The sequence below is a fragment of the Brevundimonas sp. SH203 genome, assembly GCF_002157625.1.
Classification (GTDB): Bacteria; Pseudomonadota; Alphaproteobacteria; order Caulobacterales; family Caulobacteraceae; genus Brevundimonas.
The window spans coordinates 91,723-112,386 of the sequence record NZ_BDMM01000005.1 but is presented as its reverse complement, the minus strand read 5'-3'; the positions used below and the strand labels follow the sequence as shown (position 1 = coordinate 112,386).

Genomic DNA, 20,664 nt, shown 5'->3' with positions numbered 1-20,664 from the left:
TCGCTAGTGTCCGCGCGCCTTTTACCGCGCGCCAGAAGACCCAGAGGATACCATGGCCGAAGCCACCGCCGCCTACGACGTCGTCATCATCGGCGGAGGGCCGGGCGGCTATAACGCCGCGATCCGCGCCGGCCAGCTGGGCCTGAAGGTCGCCTGCGTGGAGATGCGTTCGACCCTGGGCGGCACCTGCCTGAACGTCGGCTGCATGCCGTCCAAGGCCCTGCTGCACGCCTCGGAGCTGTGGGACGCCGCCAACGGCGAGTTCGCCAAGATCGGCATCGAGGTCTCGCCCAAGCTGAACCTGCCCCAGATGCACAAGGCCAAGGACGACAGCGTCCTGGCCCTGACCAAGGGCATCGAATTCCTGTTCAAGAAGAACAAGGTCGAGTGGATCAAGGGCAAGGGCAAGATCACAGCCAAGGGCAAGGTCGAAGTCACCGGCGCCGACGGCGCGGTCCAGACGCTGGACGCCAAAAACATCGTGATCGCCACCGGCTCGGAGCCGACCCCGCTGCCGGGCGTCGCCTTCGAGGACGGCAAGGTGATCGATTCCACCGGCGCCCTGTCGCTGCCGGCCGTGCCCAAGAAGCTGATCGTCGTCGGCGCCGGCATCATCGGCCTGGAACTGGGCTCGGTCTGGCGCCGTCTGGGCGCCGAGGTGACGGTGGTGGAGTTCCTGGACCGGATCACCCCCGGCATGGACACCGAGGTCGCCACCGCCTTCCAGCGCACCCTGGCCAAACAGGGGATGACCTTCAAACTGGGCGCCAAGGTCACGGCCGCCAAGTCGGGCAAGGACGGGGTGGAGCTGACGGTCGAACCGTCGGCCGGCGGCGCGGCCGAAACCATCAAGGGCGATGTGGTCCTGGTCGCCATCGGCCGTCGTCCCTATACGGACGGCCTGGGTCTGGAGAGCGTGGGCGTCACGCCCGACAAGCGCGGCTTCATCGACCATGACCACTTCAAGGTCGCGGACGGTGTCTGGGTGATCGGCGACGTGACCCACGGCCCGATGCTGGCGCACAAGGCCGAAGAGGATGCGGTCGCCGTGATCGACACCATCGCCGGCAAATACGGCCACGTCGACTACGCCCTGGTCCCCAGCGTCGTTTACACCTTCCCCGAAGTGGCCTGGGTCGGTCAGACCGAAGACCAGCTGAAGGCCGCCGGCGTCGCCTACAAGAAGGGCAAATTCCCCTTCGCCGCCAACAGCCGCGCCAAGATCAACCACGAGACCGACGGTTTCGTGAAGGTTCTGGCCGACGCCGCCACCGACAAGGTGCTGGGCGTCCATATCATGGGCCCGCAGGCCGGCGAGATGATCCACGAGGCCGCCATTACCATGAGCTTCGGCGGCGCCTCGGAAGACATCGCCCGCACCTGCCACGCCCACCCGACCCGTTCGGAAGCCGTCCGTCAGGCGGCCATGGATGTCGAAGGCTGGATGATGCAGGCCTGATCTTAACGGTCCTCCCCTGTTTCGGCGGGGGAGGGGCGGCGGGTTGTGGTTCTTCACAACGGGCACGACGAGGTCACGACGGGACCGCGTGTGATGCAAGGGCGAAGCTTGCCGTTTCACATCGGCGCTAAATAGAAGAGCGGACCGCAGGTCCGCTCATTCCCTCACTGAAATCATTCCGGTTCTTCGAAAGCCGACGCGAGGCTCCGTCGTGCCCGTCGTGACCTCGCCGTGTTCGTCGTGACGAACCCGACCTAAGCCAGCCCCTTCAGCCGATAGAGCGCCTCCAGCGCCTCGCGCGGGCTGAGGCTGTCGGGGTCGATGTCCTTCAGCGCCGTCTCTACGGCCGAGGGGCCGCGGAACGGATCAGGCTCGGCGACGGCGAACAGGGGCAGGTCGTCCAGACGGGCGGCGGCGGCCTTTTCGCCCTCCAGACGCTCCAGCACCGAACGGGCGCGGGCGACGACCGACGCAGGCACGCCCGCCAGCTTGGCGACCTGCACGCCGTATGAACGATCGGCCGCGCCGGGCGCCGCCTCGTGCAGGAAGACCAGATCGCCGTTCCACTCCCTGGCCACCATCGACAGGTTGCAGACGTGGTCCAGCCGCGTCTCCAGCTGGGCCAGTTCGTGATAGTGGGTGGCGAACAGGGTGCGGGCGCGGTTGGTCTCGTGCAGGGCCTCGGCCGTGGCCCAGGCGATGGCCAAGCCGTCATAGGTGGCGGTGCCGCGCCCGATCTCGTCCAGCACGACGAAGCTGCGCGGCGTGGCCTGGGTCAGGATGGCGGCGGTCTCGACCATCTCCATCATGAAGGTGGAGCGGCCACGTGCCAGATCGTCGCCGGCGCCGACGCGGCTGAACAGCCGGTCCACGACGCCCAGACGCATCGACCGGGCGGGCACGAAGGCGCCTGCCTGCGCCAGGATCACCAGAAGCGCGTTCTGGCGCAGGAAGGTCGACTTACCGGCCATGTTCGGCCCGGTGACGATGGCCAGACGCGATCCGTCCTGGCCCGATCCATCCAGCCGGGCGTTGTTGGGGGTGTAGGGATCGCCCGCCGCCTTGACCGCCGCCTCGACCACCGGGTGGCGACCGGCCTCGACGCAGAAGGTCAGGGTGTCGTCCACGGCGGGGCGGACGGCGCCGACCTCCTGCGCCCATTCGGCCAGGGCGGCGTGGGCGTCCAGTTCGGCCAGGGCCTCGGCGACGGCCTGAAGTGGCTGGGCCAGGGCTGCGACCTCGCGCCGCCAGGTCTCGAAGGTCTCGGCCTCGATGGCCAAGGCGCGGTGGCCGGCCTGGCTGATCTTGGCGTCCAGTTCGGACAGTTCGACGGTGGTGAAGCGGACCTGGCTGGCCAGGGTCTGGCGGTGGATGAAGGGGCTGTCGGGACCAGCGCGCAGCAGCCCTTCCGCCGCCTTGGCCGAGGTTTCGAGGAAATAGCCCAGGACGGCGTTGTGCTTGACCTTGAACGGCACGTCGGATTCGGCGACGGCGCGGGCCTCCAGATCGGCGACCACGCGGCGGCTGTCGTCGCGCAGGGTGCGGGCGGCGTCCAGTTCGGGGCGATAGTCGGGGCGCACGAAACCGCCGTCGCGGGCCAGATGCGACGGCTCGTCCACCAGACCGTCGATCAGATCGGCCTTCAGCCGCGACAGATCCGCCGACAGGGTCAGCCGGTCCAGCGCCAGGGCGATGCGGCGGGGCTGGCCGGTCAGGGGATCGACCTGACCGATGAACAGACCGGCGATGGCTTCCGCGATCGACAGGCCGATGCGGACGGCGGCGAGGTCGCGCGGGCCGCCGCGTCCCAGCGCCAGCCGCCCGACGGCGCGGGCCACGTCCGACGACGCCTTCAGCCCGTCGCGCAGGTCGCGGCGCAGATCGCGGCGCTCCAGCATCCATTCGACGGCGTCCAGCTGCTCGTTGATGGCCAAGGGATCGCGCAGGGGGCGGGCGATGCGTTCGGCCAGCGCCCGCGCCCCGCCCGAGGTGACGGTGCGGTCGATGCAGGCGAGCAGCGAGCCCTCGCGCTCGCCGCGCTGGGTGCGGTCGATCTCCAGACTGGCGCGGGTCGCCGGGTCGATGGCCATGAAACCGCTGTCGCCCAGGCGACGGGGCGGGGCGAGCGCCGGAACCTTGCCCGCCTGGGTCGTCTCCAGATAGGCGGCGATCAGACCGAGCGCGGAGACCTCGGCCTCCTCGAAGGCGCCGAAACCGTCCAGGGCCGCCACGCCATACAGCCGCTCGACCCGCGTGCGCGCGGCCTGGGGTTCGGCGATGGCCGAGGCCAGGGCCTGGACCACCCCGCCCGAGCCGTCCAGGGCGTCGCGCGTCGTCTCGTCCGAATACATCCGATCGGTGACGAGGACTTCGGACGGGCGGAAGGCGGCCAGCGCCGCACCCAGATCCTCGATGGCGCAGGCCACGCTGTCGACGGCGCCGGAGGACAGTTCGACCACGGCGACGGCCGCCCGGCCCTTTCTGACCGCGACCGCCGCCAGCCGGTTGGCGCCGCGCGCGTCCAGCAGACTGTCCTCGGTCAGGGTGCCGGGGGTGACGACCCGCACGACGCCGCGATGGACCACGGCCTTGCCGCCGCGCTTCTTGGCCTCGGCGGGGTCTTCCAGCTGTTCGCAGATGGCGACCTTGTGACCCATGCGGATCAGCCGGGCCAGATAGCCCTCCATCGCATGGACCGGCACGCCGGCCATGGGAATGTCCTCGCCCTGATGCTTGCCGCGCTTGGTCAGGGTGATGCCCAGCGCCGCCGCCGCGACCTCGGCGTCCTTGAAGAACAGCTCGTAGAAATCGCCCATGCGGAAGAACAGGATGGCGTCCGGCTGACCCGCCTTGGCCGTCAGATACTGCGCCATGAACGGCGTCGCGCCCTCCAGCGAGGCGGCGATTTCGGGGGGATGGGAGACGGGCGCGTTCATGTGGCGACAGGGTGACGGATCGCGCCCGGCGGCTCAAGGCCGTTGACCGGCTCTTGCACAGGCTTGTCGGCCCTGCGATAGGCCGCGTCAGGCGGTTTAGGGAACACGGTGTGACGCCGTGGCTGTGCCCGCAACTGTAGGCGGCGAGAGCGTCGTCCGTCCGGGGTCAGACGACCTCGGCGCCACTGGGTGACTGGGAAGGCGAGGACGGCGGTTTACGACCCGCAAGCCAGGAGACCTGGCCGCCCACGTCGCTCGTCGCTGTCCGGGACCAGGCAGGGGCGCGGGGACTCTTCTCGTCGCAGCGACCCGACCTTGCGCCGCCCGGACCCTTGAGGTCCGGCGGGTCGGTTCGCTCATGACGGTCTCTCGCGCGCATTCGCGGGACCGGAAACGGGGATCTCGCTCAAATGAAGCGTTCCATTCTTCTTTCGACGGCGTCTATCGCCGCCGCCTTCGCCGCGCCCGCCTTCGCCGCTCCCGCCGACTCTGGCGACGCGACCCAGCTGGATGAAGTCGTCGTCACCGCCACCCGCCTGCCGGCCATCGTCGCCGACACGCCCGGCGCCCGCGTCATCGACGGCAAGACCATCGAACAGCGCGGCGCGATCTTCGCCGCCGACATCCTGGCCGACGTGCCCGGTCTGTCGGTGACGCGCACCGGCGCGTTCGGCGGCGTCGCCCAGGTGCGGATGCGCGGCGCGGGGCCGGGCAAGACCCTGGTTCTGGTCGACGGCGCGCCGGTCAACGACGCGGCCGAACCGAACGGCGCCTATGACTTCTCCACCTTCGAACTGGCGGACATCGAGCGTATCGAAGTCATCAGCGGCCCGCAGTCGTCGCTGTGGGGCTCCGACGCCATCGGCGGCGTCATCGCCTTCACGACCCGGGAGATCGACGGCGTGCGCGCCGAGGCCGAGGCCGGCAGCTTCTCGACCGTGCGCGGCAGGGTGTCGGCGGGCGTCGCCAACGACACCTACGCCTTCAGCGCCTATGTTTCGCGCTTCGACACGGACGGCATTTCGGCGGCGGACAAGGCCAATGGCAATCCCGAGGCCGACGGCTTCCGCAGCACCACCCTGGGCGCCAAGGGCCGTTACGCTCTGTCCGATGCGGTCAAGGTAGACGGCGCCGTGCGCTGGAACAAATCCAAGGCTGACATCGACGGCTTCCCGGCGCCGACCTACGCCCTGGCCGACACCAGCGACACCCAGAACAGCGAGCAGTGGTCCGGCTATGGCCGGGTGACGGCCCAGGCGTTCGGCCTGAACCATCAGTTCAGCGTCTCGGCGTCCGATCTGGACCGCACCTCCTACAGCGGCGGCTTCGGCTCGACCTTCAGCGGCGACCGTCAGGCCTACCGCTGGCAGGCGGACGGCAAGGCCCAGGACGTGGCCTACGCCTTCGGCGTCGAGCGCAACGAGGCCTCGGCCCATCTGTCGTCGGGCCTGTCGCGCGACCTATCGATCACCTCGGTCTTCGGCGTGGCCCATTACGACGTCGGCGCCCTGAATCTGAGCGGCGGCCTGCGTTACGACAACACCGACGACTTCGGCTCCAAGACGACGGGGCGGGTGTCGGCGGCCTATGACCTGGCGGGCGGCTTCGTCCTGTCGGGCGCCTATGGCACGGGCTTCAAGGCGCCGACCGTCAGCCAGGCTGTCTGCGACTATTGCTATGCGCCCAAGCCCTGGCCCGCGCTGAAGCCGGAAACGGCCGACAGCGTCGAGGTCGCCCTGGGCTGGGCCTCGGCCGACGGCCGGTTCGACGGGCGGGCGACGCTGTATCGCCTGAACGTCGAGGATCAGATCACCTATTCGGCCGGGCGATACATCAATGTGGCCAAGACCCGGTCGGACGGGTTCGAACTGGAAGGCCGCGCCCTGCTGGGCGGCGGGTTCGACCTGACGCTGGCCTATGCCTGGACCGACGCCAAGGACCGCACGACGGGCGCCCGCCTGCTGCGCGTGCCGGAACATGCGGGTTCGGCGACCCTGGGCTGGACGGGCGACCGGGTATCGGGCGCGCTGACAGTGCGGGCCGAGGGCGATCAGGACGACTCGGGCGGCTTCTCGACCGTGGTGCGCAAGGGCTTCGTCACGGCGAACCTGAACGCGGCCTATCAACTGACCGATCAGGTCACGCTGACGGCGCGGATCGAGAACCTGGCCGACGAACACTATCAGCAGGTGTTCGGCTACGGCGAGCCGGGCCGCTCCGGCTATGTCGGGATCAGGCTGCGCTACTGATCCGGGCGCGGGCGTCGGCGGCGAAGGCCGCCGGCGCCGCCAGCGCCAGGGCCGACCAGTCCAGATTGGGGCAGGGGGCGTGGGCGGCGGCTAAAATGGCGCGCAGTTCGGCGGCGGAGGCGACGCTGGCCACGACCTTGTCCACCCCCTTCAGCGACAGGGCGTAGGCCAGGGCGGCCTGCATGGGGTCGCAGCGTTGCTCGGCCAGACGTCTGCGGGTGCGCGACAGGGCCTGGGCGTGGCTGGCCAGTTCGGGCGGCAGATCCTCGCCGCCGGCGAACAGAAGACCGTCGGCGAAGACTGACGACAGATGCACGGTCGCGCCGGTTTCGGCGATGGCTTCCAGGACGCCGTCCTGGGCCGCGCGCTGATCCAGCAGGCTGCACGGCACCTGAACCACGTCGGCCTCCAGACGGCGGGCCAGAAGGGCGGGACCGTCCTCGATCGCGGCGCAGAAGCCGATACGGCGGAACAGGCCGCGCTCCTTCAGGCTGCGGGCGCGATCCCACAGGGCGCGGCCTTCGGCGCCGGCCAGATCGGCGGCGTTGGAGATCAGAAGCACGTCGCCGCGCGGCAGACCCATCCGCTCCAGCGAGCGACGGGCGCGGGCCTCGACCCGGTCCAGACCCTCGCTGAGCGCCACGGTGCGCACCGTGACCTGGAAGGGCGAGGGGAAGGGCCAGGCCTGGCCCAGCAGCCGTTCGCCGTCGCCGTCGGGCCGGGTGGCGATCAGTTTCACGCCCGCATCCGCCCCGGTCTGCAGCAGGAAACGCATCGCGTCCTCGCGCGCGCCGGACGGGGCGCTCATGAAGGCGCCGGGCGCGCGTTCGGGCGCCGTCACCACGGCCAGGGCCAGGCGATGGATGGGCGACGACGCCGAAGGTGTGGCGGGGGAATACGACACGGCCCCACTTTGACGCGCAATGCTTAAGGGACGCTGAGCGAGACCTTAAGCGAACCCTACTTATCCACCGCTGATATGCGCGATCAGGCGTCGGCGTCGGGCTGTCGATCCGGGTGGGCCGAGGCGAAGGCGGGGTGGGCCAGGGCGGTCTTCTCGACCTCCAGCAGACGGGGCCAGGGCGACAGGTCCATGTCGAACCGCCGGGCCGAATACATCTGGGGAATCAGATAACAGTCGGCCAGCGTCGGCGCGTCGCCGAAGCTCCAGCCCGCGCCGTGGCGGGCGATCAGGGCCTCCAGGGCGTCGAAGCCGGGCGCGATCCAGCCGGCGGCCCAGGCGTCCACGCCGGCCTGATCGGCGCCGAAGGTCGAACGGATCGCCTTCAGGACGCGCAGATTGTTCAACGGATGGATGTCGCAGCCGATCAGGGCGGCCATGGCGCGCACCATTGCCCGATCGTTCGCCGCCCGGGGCAACAGGGCCGGTTCGGGATGCGTCTCCTCCAGCCATTCCAGAATGGCCGGGCTCTGGGTCACGACCAGATCGCCGTCCTGAAGCGCAGGGACCATGCCCTGGGGGTTCAGCGCCACATAGTCGGCCGTCTTCTGCTCGCCCTTTCGCAGGTCGTGGGCGGCGGTGTCGTAGTCCAGACCCTTCAGGTTCAGGGCGATGCGGACGCGGTAGCTGGCGCCCGAGCGCCAATAGCCGTGCAGGATCATGGCTGGACCTCGAAGCGGAGCGTCTCCAGGCCGGCGATGGTCACGACCACGCGGTCGCCGGGCCGGACGGGGCCGACGCCGGACGGGGTGCCGGTGAAGATCAGGTCGCCGGGCTGGAGCGACCACAGGGCGCCGGCCGCCTGGACGATGCGCTCGGGGTTCAGGATCATGTCGTCCAGCAGACCGTCCTGAAGGGTCTCGCCATTGACGGTCAGGCGGATGGCGCCGGCGGGGTCGGGCAGGGCGCCCAGGGTGACGGGGCCGCACGGCGCCGACTGGTCGAAGCCCTTGGCGGCGTCCCAGGGACGGCCGGCCTTCTTGGCCTCGGCCTGCAGGTCGCGGCGGGTCAGGTCGCAGCCGACCGCCCAGCCGACGATGGCGACCCCGCCCTTCCCGTCCGGTCCCAGCGCGGCGACCAGTTCGGCCTCGTAATGCAGGTTTTCTGTCGCCGACGGATAGGCCGGGTTCGCCCCGTCCGACACCAGGGCGTCGCCGGGCTTGGAGAAGAAGAAGGGCGTCTGCTTGTCCGGGTCCGATCCCATCTCGCGCGCATGGGCGGCGTAGTTCTGGCCGACGCACAGGATGCGGCGCACGGGGAAACGCTGGTCCCGGCCCACGATGGGCAGGGAGGGCGCGGGGCGGGGCGGGAACAGCCATTGGGTCATGGCGTCGTTCTTAATGCGCCGTGCGGGGCCTGACGAGGGCCTGGGAGGCGGCGCGCGGCTGGAACCTCGCGCGGGGAGTGGCGTTGCCATACGGGGTTCTCTATTCTACCGCCAAGCTTTCACTGGAGCGCGCATCATGGCCACCACCAAGGCCCGAGAAGACATCAAGGCCGACCTGAAGACCCTCAAGGAGGATCTGAAGACCGGCGCCCGCGAGGAAACCCAGCGCCTGCGCGAAAAGGCGGCCGAGGCCGAGGCCAAGCTGCGCGCCAAGAGCGAGGAAGTGCGCGAACAGGCGCGCGGCTATTACGACACCGCCCGCACGCGCGGTCGTGAATATTACGACGACGCCGCCGAGCGCCTGGACGAGGCGCAACGCTATGTGGTCGAGCGGGTGCAGGAGCGTCCGCTGCAATCGACCGCCGTGGCGCTGGGCGTCGGCGTCATCCTTGGGATGCTGCTGGCCGGTCGTCGCCGCTGATGTTCAAGGGCCTCGTCAAAAAGCTGGTCGCGACCGCCGTGGTCGCGGCCAGCGCCTTTCTGGCCGTCATCTTCCTGGGGCTGTCGATCTTCTATGCGCTCAGCCTGAAGCTGACGCCGCTGGGCGCCGCCGCCGTCACCTTCGGCCTGTTCGCCGTGGTCGCCCTGATCGTGATCCTGGTCTTCCTGCGCAGCGGCGCGGACGAAGAGGAGGATGACGAGGAGGAATCGTCCGGCCTGCTGGGCAAGGTGATTCATCTGGTCCGCGAACGGCCCATCGTCGGCGCCGTGGGCGGTCTGGGGGCCGCCTTCCTGCTGCTGCGGAACCCTGCGCTCGCCGCCATCGTCGCCAGCATGGTCGCCGATCGCAAGATGGACCAGGGCGGCTATTCGCGTCGCCGCCGTCGCTGATCTTTACCGAACAGGGAACGGCCCAGACGCGGCGGCGTTGATCCAGCGTACCGACGAACGGCCCAGGAACGGCTTGGGGTCGCCGGAGGAAACATCAACGCAGGAGAGCCAACCCCATGATGCGCTGGGCGATTATCTTCCTGGTCGTGGCCTTGGTCGCGGCCGTTCTGGGCTTCGGCGGCATCGCGAACTTCTCGTTCGAGATCGCCAAATTCGTCGCGGTCGTCGCGATCATTCTGTTCGTCATCGCCCTGGTGGCCGGCGGACTTCGCGGACGCGGCGGGACGCCCCGACTATAGGGCGCGAACCCTCAAGGATCGAAGGGCGGAGCCAAGAGGTTCCGCCCTTTTTTCATGCCTGAGGTTGGGAATCAAAAAGAACTTTACATCATAAAGTTTATGGCTGATGGTCGGTCATCGGTTTCGAGAAGGAGACGCCATGACCCGCGACACCCAGGCCATTCAGGACGACATCGCCTATCTGCGCGGCCTCGCGCACGAGGGGCGTCATGCGCCGCTGCTGGCGGGACCGATCCTGGTCACGGCGGGCCTCGTCTTCGGCTCGACCAGCCTGATCCACTGGGCCATTCAATCGGGCGTGCTGCGGCTGAATCCCTGGTCCCAGCTCTGGATCTGGCTCGTCGCGGGCGCGGTGTTCGCCATCGCCCTGACCATCCTGATCGGCCGCATCAAGACCAAGCCCGGTGTGCGGTCGGCGGGCAACAAGGCGGTCGGCGCAGCCTGGGAAGCGGTCGGCTACGGCATCTTCGTCACCTGGCTGGCCATGGTCGCCCTGTCGTTCAAGACCGGGAACTGGTCGTGGATGTCGGTGATGCCGACGGCGGTGCTGGTCGCCTATGGCTCGGCCTGGATGATCGGGGCGGCGATGACGCGGACGCGGTGGATGTCGATGACGGCGCTCGCCGCCTATGTCGGCGCCGTGGCCGTGGCCTGGTTCGTCGGCAGCCCGTTGATCTATCCGGTGTACGCCGCCGTCCTGTTCGCCATCGCCCTGGTTCCCGGCCTCATCCTCATGCGCCAGGAACCGGCGGAGATCGTCTGAGCATGGCCGACGACTTCGACATCGGCCGCATCGACGACGTCATTCACGGCCGCATCCGTCTGGGGATCATGGCCTTTCTGTCGGGCGCCGACACGGCGGACTTCTCCACGCTGAAGGCGCGATTGCAAACGACGGACGGCAATCTGTCGGTCCATCTGCGCAAGCTGGAAGAGGCGGGTTTCGTCGCCGTGACCAAGAGCTTTCGCGGCCGAAAACCCCTGACGGAGGCCCGCCTGACCGAAGCGGGGCGCACCGCCTTCTTGGCCTATCTGGATGCGATGGCGGACCTGCTGCCCACGCGATGAAAACAGGCTAGAAGGCGGCGCATGAGCGACCGCCTTCACGCCTTCGAGGCCATCGACAACTTTCGCGACTATGGCGACTACGCCACGACGGCGGGGCGTCGGGTGCGGCCCGGCCGACTGTTCCGCTCGGCCCACCATGCGCGGGCCAGCGAGGCGGACCTGTCTCGTGTGGGGGCGCTGGACCTCGGCGCGGTGGTCGATCTGCGCCGGCCCGGCGAGCGCCGCGACCAGCCCTCGCGTCGGCCCGACGGCTGGTCCGGCCAAGTGATCGAGGGCGGGGTCGACGACGGGGTCGAGGCGCCGCACATCACCTTTCTGAAGACCCAGGACCTGACGCCGGATTCGGGGCGGCGGTTCATGCAGGACACCTATCGTCGCCTGCCGTTCGACGCGGCGCACAGGGACGTCTTCGGCCGCTACTTCCAGGCCTTGGCCGAGCAGGATCGGCCCGTCCTGATCCACTGCGCGGCGGGCAAGGACCGGACGGGGTTCCTGGCCGCCCTGACCCACCATCTGCTGGGGGTGTCGCGCGACGACATGGTCGAGGACTATCTGTTGACCAATACGGCGGTGGATCTGGCGGGGCGGGCGCCGTCGATCGCGCGCCAGCTTCAGAAGATGACCGGCCGCGTCGCCGCCGACGATGCGGTCACGGCTTTTCTGGGGGTCGAAGCCGCCTATCTGGAGGCCGCCCTGTCCGAGGTCGAGGCGCGGCACGGCTCGGTCGACGCCTATCTGCGCGACGCCCTCGGGGTCGACGATGACCGGCGTGATCGGATCGTGGCCCGGCTGTCGGCGTGAGCGATGTGCTGATCCGCCGCGTCGTGCGTGACGCCGCCTGGGTCGAGCCTGTCACGGTGGCGGCGGGGCTGGCGGCGGGCGACGGCGACGGACTGCTGGCCCTGCTGTCGGGCGGCGGGTCAGGGGAAGGCTGGTCCCATGTCGCGGCCGGGCCGGATCGAGTCCAGATCGGGCCGGTCGAAGAGGCGGCGATGTTCGACGCCCTGCGCGACCCTGTGTTCGGGGCCGGGACGGTGGGTTTGGCCGCCTATGACGCCGGGGCGCGGGCGGCGACGGGGCGGCGCGAGACGGTCTGGCCGGACCTGATGCTGGCCCGCTATCCGGCCATGCTGAGCTTCGACCATCGGGCGCGTCGGGTTCTGGCGACCGGGCGAGGGGCGACGGCTGCGGAGGCTAAGGCAGAGGCGGATCGCGCCCTGGGCTGGCTGGCGACGGCCCGTCCCCTCGATACGCCCGCCCCGCCGGCCGAAACCTTCCAGGCCGAGGCCGATGCGGCGGCCTATCGCGCGGCGGTGGCGGACGTGGTGGGCCGGATTGCGGCGGGGGAGTTGTTTCAGGCCAATGTGGCGCGCGGCTGGTCGGGCCGGTTGAGGCCCGAGGCCGATCCGTTCGACGTCTTCCTGCGTCTGCAGCAGGACCGGGCCTCGCTTTTCGGCGCCTATTGGCGGATCGGGGACCGGGCGCTGGTGTCCAACTCGCCCGAACTGTTCCTGAGCTTCGACAGCGTCGCGCGCCGGATCGAGGCCCGACCGATCAAGGGCACACGGCCCCGCGACGCCGATCCGGCGCGCGACGCCGCCCTGGCCGACGACCTTGTGGCCAGCGCCAAGGACCGGGCCGAGAACCTGATGATCGTGGACCTGATGCGAAACGATCTTGCGCGCGCGTCCGAACCCGGATCGGTGCGGGTGGAGCGTCTGTTTGCGGTCGAGCGGCATCCGACCGTGCATCATCTGGTCTCGACCGTGACGGCGACGGCGCGGACGGGCGTGGGGCCAGCCGAGCTGATGGAGGCGAGCTTTCCGCCCGGCTCGATCACCGGCGCCCCCAAACATCAGGCCATGAAGGTGATCGCCGCCCACGAACCGCCGCGCGGTCCCTGGTGCGGATCGCTGTTCCTGATCGGGGAGGGGGGCGACCTGACCGCCTCGGTCCTGATCCGCACGGCGGGGTTCGAGCGGAAGGACGGGGTCTGGCGCTATCGCACCCTGGCCGGCGCCGGCATCGTCGCCGACAGCGATCCGGCCGGCGAGGAGGCCGAAACCGACGTCAAGATCTCGGCGATGCGCGAGGCCCTGATCGGCCGCTGAGCGCGCGGATCAGCAGTTGGTGCAGGCGATGACGTCGGCCGTGCGCGGCCGCAGATAGGCCACCCGCTCGAACCGGGTGACATAGGGGGCGACCAGGTCGAACGGCGACGAATAGTCGTAGTTGGCCTCGGCCACGATCACGGACTCATTCACCGCCAGCATGTCCGACGGAATCTTGGCGTCGGCGACGGTCAGTTTGGTCGACATGCCGCGTCCCACGCTCCAGTCGACCCTGTAGGTCGTGGCGTTGACGCGGGTGATGCTGCTGACCCGCTGGGTCAGGGGCGTCTTGGAGAACGGCTTTATGATCTGGTCGCCGATGGCGAAGATGTCGTCCAGCTGCGCCTTCGTCACCTTGTCGTTCTGGGACGTCAGGTCGGCGACCATCGAGGCCACATGGCCGGTGCGCTTCAGCGCCATATAGCCCTGACAGAACTCCACCATGCCGAAGTAGAACAGGATCAGTATGGGGGCGAGGAAGGCGAACTCCACCGCGGCGACGCCGCGCGTGTCCCGCGCCAGGGTGCGAAGGCGCCTCATGACAGGGACTTGGTCCAGGGCTCGTTGCGGAAGGCGGTCGCGGCCTGCAAAAGAACCTTGCCCGTCCCGACGCGCGACGTGGCCTGGTTCAAAAAGGGCGTGACCAGCGGGTGGACGTACCAGACCCGCACCAGGATCAGATCGCCCGGATTACCGCCGTCGAAGATCGTCTTGGTCGGGTCGATCTGGCCGTTGGTGATGGGATCGGCCGGGTCGGGCGTGGCGAACTGGGGGATGACGCGCACGTCGACGGTGGCGCGGTTGGCGCAGTCGCTCTTGAACAGCACCATCCGGTTGCACAGCTGGGTCTTGAAGCCGGCGGCGGTCATCTTCTGCTGTTCGGCCTGTCCGGTGCGCACCAGACGCCCAGCCTGCATCGTCGCCGTCTCCAGCATGGAGTCCAGGACGAAGACCATGCCCAACTCCAGGATCGAGAAGATCATCAGGAAGAAGGGAATCGAGACCATGGCGAATTCGATCGCCGCGACGCCGTCGCGCCCCTGACGTCGTCGCGCGCGCCGCATCCAGGCCGCCAATAGGGAAGGCGCGATCACGGTCGAACCATCAGGGCGCGGTCGAGGCGGCGGCGGGCGCGCTGCGGACGCTGGGCGAGCAGGAGGCGCCGCAGGTCATTTCCGTCGCCTGGGCGCCGCGCCAGACCCGAACCGAGCCGGTCGCGCCGCCCGACACCACGATCTCGCGCTGGAACAGGGTGCGGCCCACGCCGTCGACGGCGACCACCTCGGTCACGCCATAGCCCTTGCCGACGATGAACAGGGTGTTGGCGTCCACCATGGAGACATCGGCGATCTGGGGATTGGCGACGATGACGGAGGCGGCGGCCCCGCGCAGCTGGACGCGGGCGGAACGGTCGATCTCGACGTTCAGCGCCCCATCCTGGGCGCCGGCGGCGACCGGGGCGGCCAGAAGGGCGGCGGCGAGAAGAACGGCGGGGATGCGAGACATCGGCGGCTCTGAATAACGGCGCGTGCGGACGCGGACACGCGCATGATGGCCCGGCGATTCTCAACAAACACTGAAGCCCGAAGATGAGAATTTTCTTTGGTGAATCCGTCTGTAACCAAGTCTCGTGACCTAGATTTAACAGGGGTGCGGCATTTTGATCCTGCGTTTGGGGGTCAAGCGGGCTACCGGCTCCCCCCGCCAGTTGCTCGCTAGATCATTTTGAAAGGAACTACCCATGACCAAGTTCATCTCGCGCTTCGCCAAAGACGAATCGGGCGCCACCGCCATCGAATACGGCCTGATCGCCGCCCTGATCGCCGTCGCCCTGATCACCGTTCTGGGCACTATGAGCACCAGCCTGAAGGCGACCTTCACGAAGGTTTCGACTGAACTGACCAAGGCCAACGCCGGCTAATCGTCGAGTAGTCGCGGAAACAGGATAGGGTCGGAGCAAAAGCTCCGGCCCTTTTCTCTTGCCGGAAACATAACCTTAAGTCCTGCTCTGCATGGTGGTCGTTATGGACGCATTTCTGCTTATCGCGCTCGGCGTGTTTCCGGTCCTGGTCATCGTCGGCGGTCTGAACGATCTGACGACGATGAAGATTCCGAACTGGATCTCCTTGGCCCTGGTCGGCGCCTTCTTACCTGCCGCTCTGCTGGTAGGCGCCGCGCCAATGGACATCGCCGTCCACGTCGGCGTCGGCCTGGCTGCTCTGATCGTCGGGATGGGAATGTTCGCCCTGAACTGGATCGGCGGCGGCGACGCCAAGCTTCTGGCCGCGAGCTGCCTCTGGATGGGGCTGAGCGGCGTCGCGCCTTTCCTGCTGTGGACGGGGATCGCCGGCGGCGCCTTCTGCCTGTTCTTGATGACCGCGCGGCAGTATTTCCCGATGGTCGCGCCTTCGGTGTCCCAGGGCTGGGTCGTCAATCTGATGCAGCCCAAGGGCGACATTCCTTATGGCGTCGCCATCGCCATCGGCGCCCTGATGGCCTTGCCCGAGAGCGGGCTGGTCATCGCCTTCGCCTCGGGGCGTTAAGGGCCAGGCTGACCGGCGTTCGGCGCGCTTAGGAAGCGTTAACCGATTGAGGTCATGATTATTAACGGTAGGCGTCGGGGACTGAATCCGAGAACAGAACGCCAGCCGGAGACCGCCTGGATGAAGCCCGCCCGTATCGTCGTTCTGTGCATCGCCGCCGTTTCCGCCATCGGCCTGGCCCTGGTGGTTCGGGCCATGGGATCGTCGTCCCACGCCCCCGCCGCCCCGGCCGCCGCCGCGCCCGTCGAAGTGCGCCAGATGGCCAAGGTCCTGGTCGCGGCCAAGGATCTGACGCCGGGCAAGCGGATCACCGAGGCCGATCTGTCCTGGAAGGACTGGCCCGTCGACGAGGTCGCGCCGGTCTTCATCACCGACGGCTCCACCCCCCGGCCCGCCAGACCCGCATCGGAAAATGCGGCCGACAAGGCCGCCGGCGCGGTGGAACGGGTCGCCAAGGCGGCGACCGAGATCGCCGGAACCGGCGCCAAGTCCGACTATATCGGCGCGGTCGTGCGCGAACCCATTCTGGCCGGCGAACCCATCCTGGCGCGCAAGATCGTGCGGGCCGGCGACAGCGGCTATATGGCCGCCTATCTGGAGCCGGGGATGCGGGCCATGGCCATCGCGGTCACGGTGGAATCCGCCGCCGGCGGCTTCATCCTGCCGGGCGACCGGGTCGACGTGGTCATGACCGCCGAAACCAACCGCGACAACGCCGTCGAGGGCGGGCCGAAGTCCAAGTTCGTGTCGGGCGTGGTGCTTCAGAACATCAAGGTCCTGGCCATCGACCAGGCCACGCGGGTCGGCGACGACGCCCAGGCCGTGGTCGGCGCGACCGCCACCCTGGAGGTTCGCCCGCAGGACGCCGTCCTGGTGGCCCAGGCCAAGTCGGAAGGCGAACTGTCCCTGTCGCTGCGGTCCTATGCCGACACGGCCGGGCCGTCCGGCGCCACGCGCAGACCCACAGCCGCCCAGGGCCGCCCGCAGGCGGTGCGCATCTATCGCGGCGGCGCCCCCGAAGTGGTGGCCGTGCCATGAAAGCCGATCCGATGCGCGTGACCCTGATGAAGAAGACCGCCGCCGTCGCCTGCGCCCTGCTGGCCGGCCTGGCCGTCGCGCCCGCCGGCGTGGCCCAGACCCGCGCCGCCGTTTCGACGGGCGCGACGCAGCGTCTGATCAACCTGCCGCGCGGCACCTCCTTCGCCGTGGACCTGCCGGCGGATGCGCGCGACGTGATCGTCTCCAATCCGCAGGTGGCCGAGGCCATGCTGCATTCCCCGCGCCGCATCACCGTCATCGGCGTGGCGCCGGGCGAGACGGACGCCGTCTTCCTGGACAGCGCCGGACGCACCATCCTGAGCCTGCGGGTGCGGGTGGACGCGGGCACCAGCGCGCTTCAGGACACCCTGAACCGGATGATCCCCGGCGGTCAGGTCAAGGCCGAGGCCGTCAATGACAGCATCATCCTGAGCGGCGTCGCCGAAAACCCGGCCGCCTCGGCCCAGGCGACGCGCATCGCCACGGCCTTCGTCTCCGCGCCCGAAAAGGTGTTGAACCTGATCACCGTGCCGGGTTCGGATCAGGTGACGCTGAAGGTCCGCGTGGTGGAGGTGCAGCGCAACGTCATCAAACAGCTGGGCTTCAACACCTCGGCGGTGGTGGGGCGGCTGGGCGACACCCAATGGCTGCTGGGCAACGCCGCCACCTGGGGCGTCAACGGCGCCCTGCTGGGCGGCATCAGCGCCGGCGCGGCGGTCGATACGACCAAGAATTATCAGATGCAGGTTCCCTGCGTCGGGGGGGGCTGGCAGCCCGGAGCGCTGTGTCCTGTCGCGGTGAATGGCGGCGCGCCGGGCGATCCCTCGAACTGGAACACCGCCCAGCCCGGCACGGGCCCCGGCTCCGACGGCCTGAACAAGGGCGAGGCCATGATCAAGGCCTTCGAGCGGGTCGGTCTGTTGAGAACGCTGGCCGAGCCGAACCTGACCTCGGTCAACGGCGAAGCCGCCAGCTTCCTGGCCGGGGGCGAGTTCCCCGTGCCCGCCAGCCGCGATTCCCAGGGTCAGATCACCGTTCAGTACAAACCCTATGGCGTCGGCCTGGCCTTCCGTCCGGTCGTGCTGTCCGGCGGGCGCATCAGCCTGCAGGTCAAGGTCGAGGTGTCGGAACTGTCGTCCCAGGGCGGCCTGACCATCGGCGCCGGCACGGCCTCGTCCATCACCCTGCCGGGCCTGACCGTCCGCCGCAGCGAGAACACTATCGAAATCCCCTCCGGCGGCTCGATGATGATCGCCGGCCTTCTGCAGGAAAACAGCCGCCAGGCCGTCGATTCCCTGCCGGGCGTCACCAATCTGCCGGTGCTGGGCCAGCTGTTCCGGTCGCGCGACTATCTGATGGGCGAGACCGAACTGGTCGTGATCGTGGAACCCTATATCGTCAGCCCGACCTCGCCGGATCGGATGCAGACGCCGGCGGACGGCCTGCGCATCGCCTCCGACAGCCAGACCATTCTCTTTGGCCAGTTGAATCAGGTCTATGGGCTGCCGAACGCGGCCCCCGCCGGTTCGGTCGGCTATGTGATCGAGTGAGCGCCCCCATGATCCGCACCCCGATTGTCGCCGTCCTGACCGTCTCGGCCTTGGCCCTGGGCGCCTGTGTCGGCGGGCCGGCCAGCCTGGGCGGCGAGCCGCCGCTGACGCCGACGTCGCGCTATACGCTGCAGGTCGAGCCGAACCTGGACCGGATCGCCCTGGCGGTTCACGACGCCGGCCTGTCGGCGACCCAGAACGCCGCCCTACAGGCCCTGGTCGGCCGCTACGCCCAGGCTGACGGCGGGCCGCTGGTGATCGAGGCGCCGGCCGGCGCCGATCCGGTCGCCCTGAACCAGGCCTATGCCATTCAGGCCGCCCTCAACGCCTGGGGCGTGCCAGCCGAACGCATCCGTCTGGTCAGCTACGCCGCGCCCGATCCGCGCGCGCCGGTGGTCGTCGGTTTCGAGACCGTGCGCGCCGTGGTTCCCCAGTGCGGGCGCAACTGGGGCAATCTGGGCCGGTCGGGCGACAACCAGTCCGCCTCCAACTTCGGTTGCGCGGTCACGGCCAATCTGGCCGCCCAGATCGCCGATCCGCGCGACATCCAGCAGCCGCGCGCCATGACGCCCGCCGACGCCAGCCGCCGCACCGTGGTCTTCGACCAATACCGCGCCGGCAAGCAAACCTCGGCCGAGGCGGAAACCCTGGTGCGGGAGACCGCCGTCTCTCGCGCGGTGAACTAAGCCATGAGCACAGCGCCCGCCCCCCGCCCCTTCGAAGCGTTCGACGAAGGCTTCGACGCCGACATGGAGTTCGACGACCTGCCCGCGACCCAGGCGGTTCCCGCGCGCGGGCCCCTGCCGTTCGCGGACGCCGCCGATGCGCCGGTCGCCGGGGGCTACAACCCCGTGGGCGAGGTCGTGGCCCAGGCCGAGGCCAGTCTGGCCGAACCCTATCCGGCGACGGTGGATCTGACGTCGACCGCCCTGGCCCCGACGGGCCTGGCGCCCATCGCCGCCATCGGCGAGGTGTCGGTGCCGCGCATCGCCATCCATGTCTTCGCCGAGCGTCAGGACACGCTGGCCTCCGCCGAGCGCGCGGCCCAGGACCGCCGCCTGTCGCGCGCCACGACCCAGATCCGCATCGGCGGCGTGCCGGCGGCGGTCGAGACCTATCAGAACGAGCCGACGCCGCCGCTGATCATCGTCGAATGCCTGAAAGATCCGCAGGCGCTGCTCCATGAGGTCGATCAGCTGGCCGAGGTCTGCGACGCGGGCACCAAGGTCATCGTGGTCGGGGCGACCAACGACATCATCCTGTTCCGCGAACTGATGCGGCGCGGGGTCAGCGAATATCTGGTCGCGCCGCTGCAGCCGCTGCAACTGATCGCGGCCATCGGCGGCCTGTTCAACGATCCGGCCCAGCCCTTCGTCGGCCGCACTATCGCCTTCGTCGGCGCGCGGGGCGGGGCGGGGGCCTCGGCCGTGGCGCACAACACCGCCTATGCGATCTCGGAGCGGATCGGGGCCAACACCGTCATCGTCGATTACGACCTGCCGTTCGGCACGGCGGGGCTGGACTTCAACCAGGACCCGCTGAGCGGCGTCGCCGACGCCCTGGGCCAGCCCGACCGGCTGGACTCCACGCTGCTGGACCGGATGATGGTCCGCTGCACCGACAAGCTGAGCCTGTTCGCGGCGCCCGCCAGTCTGGACACGGACTGGGACATCTCCGCCGAGGCGTTCGAGGAGGTGACGAACCAGATCCGCGCCACCGCGCCCTTCGTGGTGCTGGACCTGCCGCACCTTTGGTCGCCGTGGATGCGCCGCACCCTGATCAGCGCCGACGAGGTGGTGGTGGTGGCCACCCCCGACCTGGCCAGCCTGCGTAACGCCAAGAATATGATCGACCTGATCCGCCAGGGTCGGCCGAACGATGCGCCGCCGCGTCTGGTGCTGAACCAGATCGGCGTGCCTGGTCGCCCCGAAATTCCGGCCAAGGACTTCGGCGCCGCCCTGGGCGTCCACGCCAGCCTGACGATCCCGTTCGACGCCAAGACCTTCGGGGCGGCGGCCAACAACGGCCAGATGATCCTGGACGCCGGGTCCAAGACCAAGGCGGCCGAGGCCTTCCAGACCCTGGCCCAGATCGTGTCGCGTCGCGAACTGCCCGCCGTCGCCGGTCCCAAGGGCAAGACCGCCAAGTCCGGTAAGACGGAAAAGGCGGCCAAGCCCGCCGACGCCGCCGGGTCCAAGTCGCTGTTCGCGACCATGTTCAAGAAGCGCTGAC

Annotated in this window: 22 protein-coding genes and 1 riboswitch; of the genes, 15 read left to right on the top strand and 7 right to left on the bottom strand. The window is 69.2% G+C overall.

Going from position 1 to position 20,664, the window contains the following annotated elements:
• Positions 1 to 52: 52 nt before the first annotated feature.
• Entirely contained in the window at positions 53 to 1,459 is a 1,407-nt protein-coding gene (gene lpdA, locus SH203_RS11715; RefSeq protein WP_087121121.1) for a dihydrolipoyl dehydrogenase, read from the top strand.
• Positions 1,460 to 1,713: 254 nt separating this feature from the next.
• Here lpdA and mutS read toward each other — a convergent pair whose 3' ends face one another.
• A complete protein-coding gene (gene mutS / locus SH203_RS11710; RefSeq protein ID WP_087121120.1) occupies positions 1,714 to 4,395 on the bottom strand; it encodes a DNA mismatch repair protein MutS in 2,682 nt (893 codons plus the stop codon).
• 97 nt (positions 4,396 to 4,492) lie between these two features.
• A riboswitch (cobalamin riboswitch) is annotated at positions 4,493 to 4,635 on the top strand.
• A gap of 170 nt (positions 4,636 to 4,805) precedes the next feature.
• Here mutS and SH203_RS11705 point away from each other — a divergent pair.
• Positions 4,806 to 6,644 carry a TonB-dependent siderophore receptor gene (locus SH203_RS11705; protein ID WP_087121119.1) on the top strand — a complete coding sequence of 613 codons (1,839 nt, stop codon included), beginning with the start codon at positions 4,806 to 4,808 and terminating at the stop codon, positions 6,642 to 6,644.
• On the opposite strand, the gene SH203_RS11700 is transcribed toward SH203_RS11705, so the two are convergent.
• The 3 genes from SH203_RS11700 to SH203_RS11690 form a co-directional block, all read right to left on the bottom strand.
• Positions 6,628 to 7,548, bottom strand: coding sequence for an aldo/keto reductase (locus SH203_RS11700; protein WP_087121118.1), 921 nt, complete (start codon positions 7,546 to 7,548; stop codon positions 6,628 to 6,630). The two genes, SH203_RS11705 and SH203_RS11700, sit on opposite strands and share 17 nt — an antisense overlap.
• Positions 7,549 to 7,631: 83 nt before the next feature.
• Positions 7,632 to 8,267: a maleylacetoacetate isomerase gene (gene maiA / locus SH203_RS11695; RefSeq protein ID WP_087121117.1), complete on the bottom strand. Its 636-nt coding sequence runs from the start codon at positions 8,265 to 8,267 to the stop codon at positions 7,632 to 7,634.
• Positions 8,264 to 8,932 carry a fumarylacetoacetate hydrolase family protein gene (locus SH203_RS11690; protein WP_087121116.1) on the bottom strand — a complete coding sequence of 223 codons (669 nt, stop codon included), beginning with the start codon at positions 8,930 to 8,932 and terminating at the stop codon, positions 8,264 to 8,266. The genes maiA and SH203_RS11690 overlap by 4 nt, the downstream gene beginning before the upstream one ends.
• 136 nt (positions 8,933 to 9,068) lie before the next feature.
• Here SH203_RS11690 and SH203_RS11685 point away from each other — a divergent pair, with 136 nt between their 5' ends.
• The 7 genes from SH203_RS11685 to SH203_RS11655 all read left to right on the top strand — a co-directional run bounded on the left by SH203_RS11685 (position 9,069) and on the right by SH203_RS11655 (position 13,301).
• Positions 9,069 to 9,413, top strand: a complete 345-nt coding sequence (locus SH203_RS11685; protein WP_087121115.1) for a YqjD family protein — start codon at positions 9,069 to 9,071, stop codon at positions 9,411 to 9,413.
• A complete protein-coding gene (locus SH203_RS11680; RefSeq protein WP_087121114.1) occupies positions 9,413 to 9,823 on the top strand; it encodes a hypothetical protein in 411 nt (136 codons plus the stop codon). Before SH203_RS11685 ends, SH203_RS11680 begins: the two co-directional genes overlap by 1 nt.
• 116 nt (positions 9,824 to 9,939) lie before the next feature.
• Positions 9,940 to 10,122, top strand: a complete 183-nt coding sequence (locus SH203_RS11675; RefSeq protein ID WP_087121113.1) for a DUF1328 domain-containing protein — start codon at positions 9,940 to 9,942, stop codon at positions 10,120 to 10,122.
• Between the two features lie 139 nt (positions 10,123 to 10,261).
• Positions 10,262 to 10,885 (top strand): hypothetical protein, encoded by a 624-nt coding sequence (locus SH203_RS11670; protein ID WP_234989487.1) that lies wholly within the window; start codon positions 10,262 to 10,264, stop codon positions 10,883 to 10,885.
• A gap of 2 nt (positions 10,886 to 10,887) precedes the next feature.
• Positions 10,888 to 11,190, top strand: coding sequence for a transcriptional regulator (locus SH203_RS11665; protein WP_087121111.1), 303 nt, complete (start codon positions 10,888 to 10,890; stop codon positions 11,188 to 11,190).
• 21 nt (positions 11,191 to 11,211) lie between these two features.
• Positions 11,212 to 11,991, top strand: coding sequence for a tyrosine-protein phosphatase (locus SH203_RS11660; RefSeq protein WP_087121110.1), 780 nt, complete (start codon positions 11,212 to 11,214; stop codon positions 11,989 to 11,991).
• Positions 11,988 to 13,301 (top strand): anthranilate synthase component I family protein, encoded by a 1,314-nt coding sequence (locus SH203_RS11655; RefSeq protein ID WP_087121109.1) that lies wholly within the window; start codon positions 11,988 to 11,990, stop codon positions 13,299 to 13,301. Before SH203_RS11660 ends, SH203_RS11655 begins: the two co-directional genes overlap by 4 nt.
• A 9-nt stretch (positions 13,302 to 13,310) precedes the next feature.
• Here SH203_RS11655 and SH203_RS11650 read toward each other — a convergent pair whose 3' ends face one another.
• The 3 genes from SH203_RS11650 to SH203_RS11640 are packed head-to-tail and all read right to left on the bottom strand — an operon-like array spanning position 13,311 to position 14,807.
• A complete protein-coding gene (locus tag SH203_RS11650; protein ID WP_087121108.1) occupies positions 13,311 to 13,841 on the bottom strand; it encodes a TadE/TadG family type IV pilus assembly protein in 531 nt (176 codons plus the stop codon).
• Positions 13,838 to 14,395, bottom strand: coding sequence for a TadE/TadG family type IV pilus assembly protein (locus SH203_RS11645; RefSeq protein ID WP_234989486.1), 558 nt, complete (start codon positions 14,393 to 14,395; stop codon positions 13,838 to 13,840). Before SH203_RS11645 ends, SH203_RS11650 begins: the two co-directional genes overlap by 4 nt.
• Positions 14,396 to 14,405: 10 nt before the next feature.
• On the bottom strand, positions 14,406 to 14,807 hold the full coding sequence (locus SH203_RS11640) for a pilus assembly protein N-terminal domain-containing protein (protein ID WP_087121107.1): 402 nt from the start codon (positions 14,805 to 14,807) through the stop codon (positions 14,406 to 14,408).
• 235 nt (positions 14,808 to 15,042) lie between these two features.
• Here SH203_RS11640 and SH203_RS11635 point away from each other — a divergent pair, with 235 nt between their 5' ends.
• From SH203_RS11635 to SH203_RS11610, 6 genes are all read left to right on the top strand, one after another.
• Positions 15,043 to 15,222 (top strand): Flp family type IVb pilin, encoded by a 180-nt coding sequence (locus tag SH203_RS11635; protein ID WP_087121106.1) that lies wholly within the window; start codon positions 15,043 to 15,045, stop codon positions 15,220 to 15,222.
• A 103-nt stretch (positions 15,223 to 15,325) separates the two neighbouring features.
• The gene (locus SH203_RS11630; RefSeq protein WP_200808919.1) at positions 15,326 to 15,844 is read left to right on the top strand and encodes a prepilin peptidase; all 519 of its coding nucleotides are present in this window, start codon (positions 15,326 to 15,328) and stop codon (positions 15,842 to 15,844) included.
• 120 nt (positions 15,845 to 15,964) lie between these two features.
• The gene (cpaB, locus tag SH203_RS11625; protein WP_087121105.1) at positions 15,965 to 16,882 is read left to right on the top strand and encodes a Flp pilus assembly protein CpaB; all 918 of its coding nucleotides are present in this window, start codon (positions 15,965 to 15,967) and stop codon (positions 16,880 to 16,882) included.
• An 11-nt stretch (positions 16,883 to 16,893) separates the two neighbouring features.
• Entirely contained in the window at positions 16,894 to 18,432 is a 1,539-nt protein-coding gene (locus SH203_RS11620; RefSeq protein ID WP_087121320.1) for a type II and III secretion system protein family protein, read from the top strand.
• 8 nt (positions 18,433 to 18,440) lie between these two features.
• Positions 18,441 to 19,118: a CpaD family pilus assembly protein gene (locus tag SH203_RS11615; protein ID WP_087121104.1), complete on the top strand. Its 678-nt coding sequence runs from the start codon at positions 18,441 to 18,443 to the stop codon at positions 19,116 to 19,118.
• Between the two features lie 3 nt (positions 19,119 to 19,121).
• Positions 19,122 to 20,663, top strand: coding sequence for a cellulose synthase operon protein YhjQ/BcsQ (locus SH203_RS11610; protein ID WP_087121103.1), 1,542 nt, complete (start codon positions 19,122 to 19,124; stop codon positions 20,661 to 20,663).
• Position 20,664 lies beyond the last annotated feature (1 nt).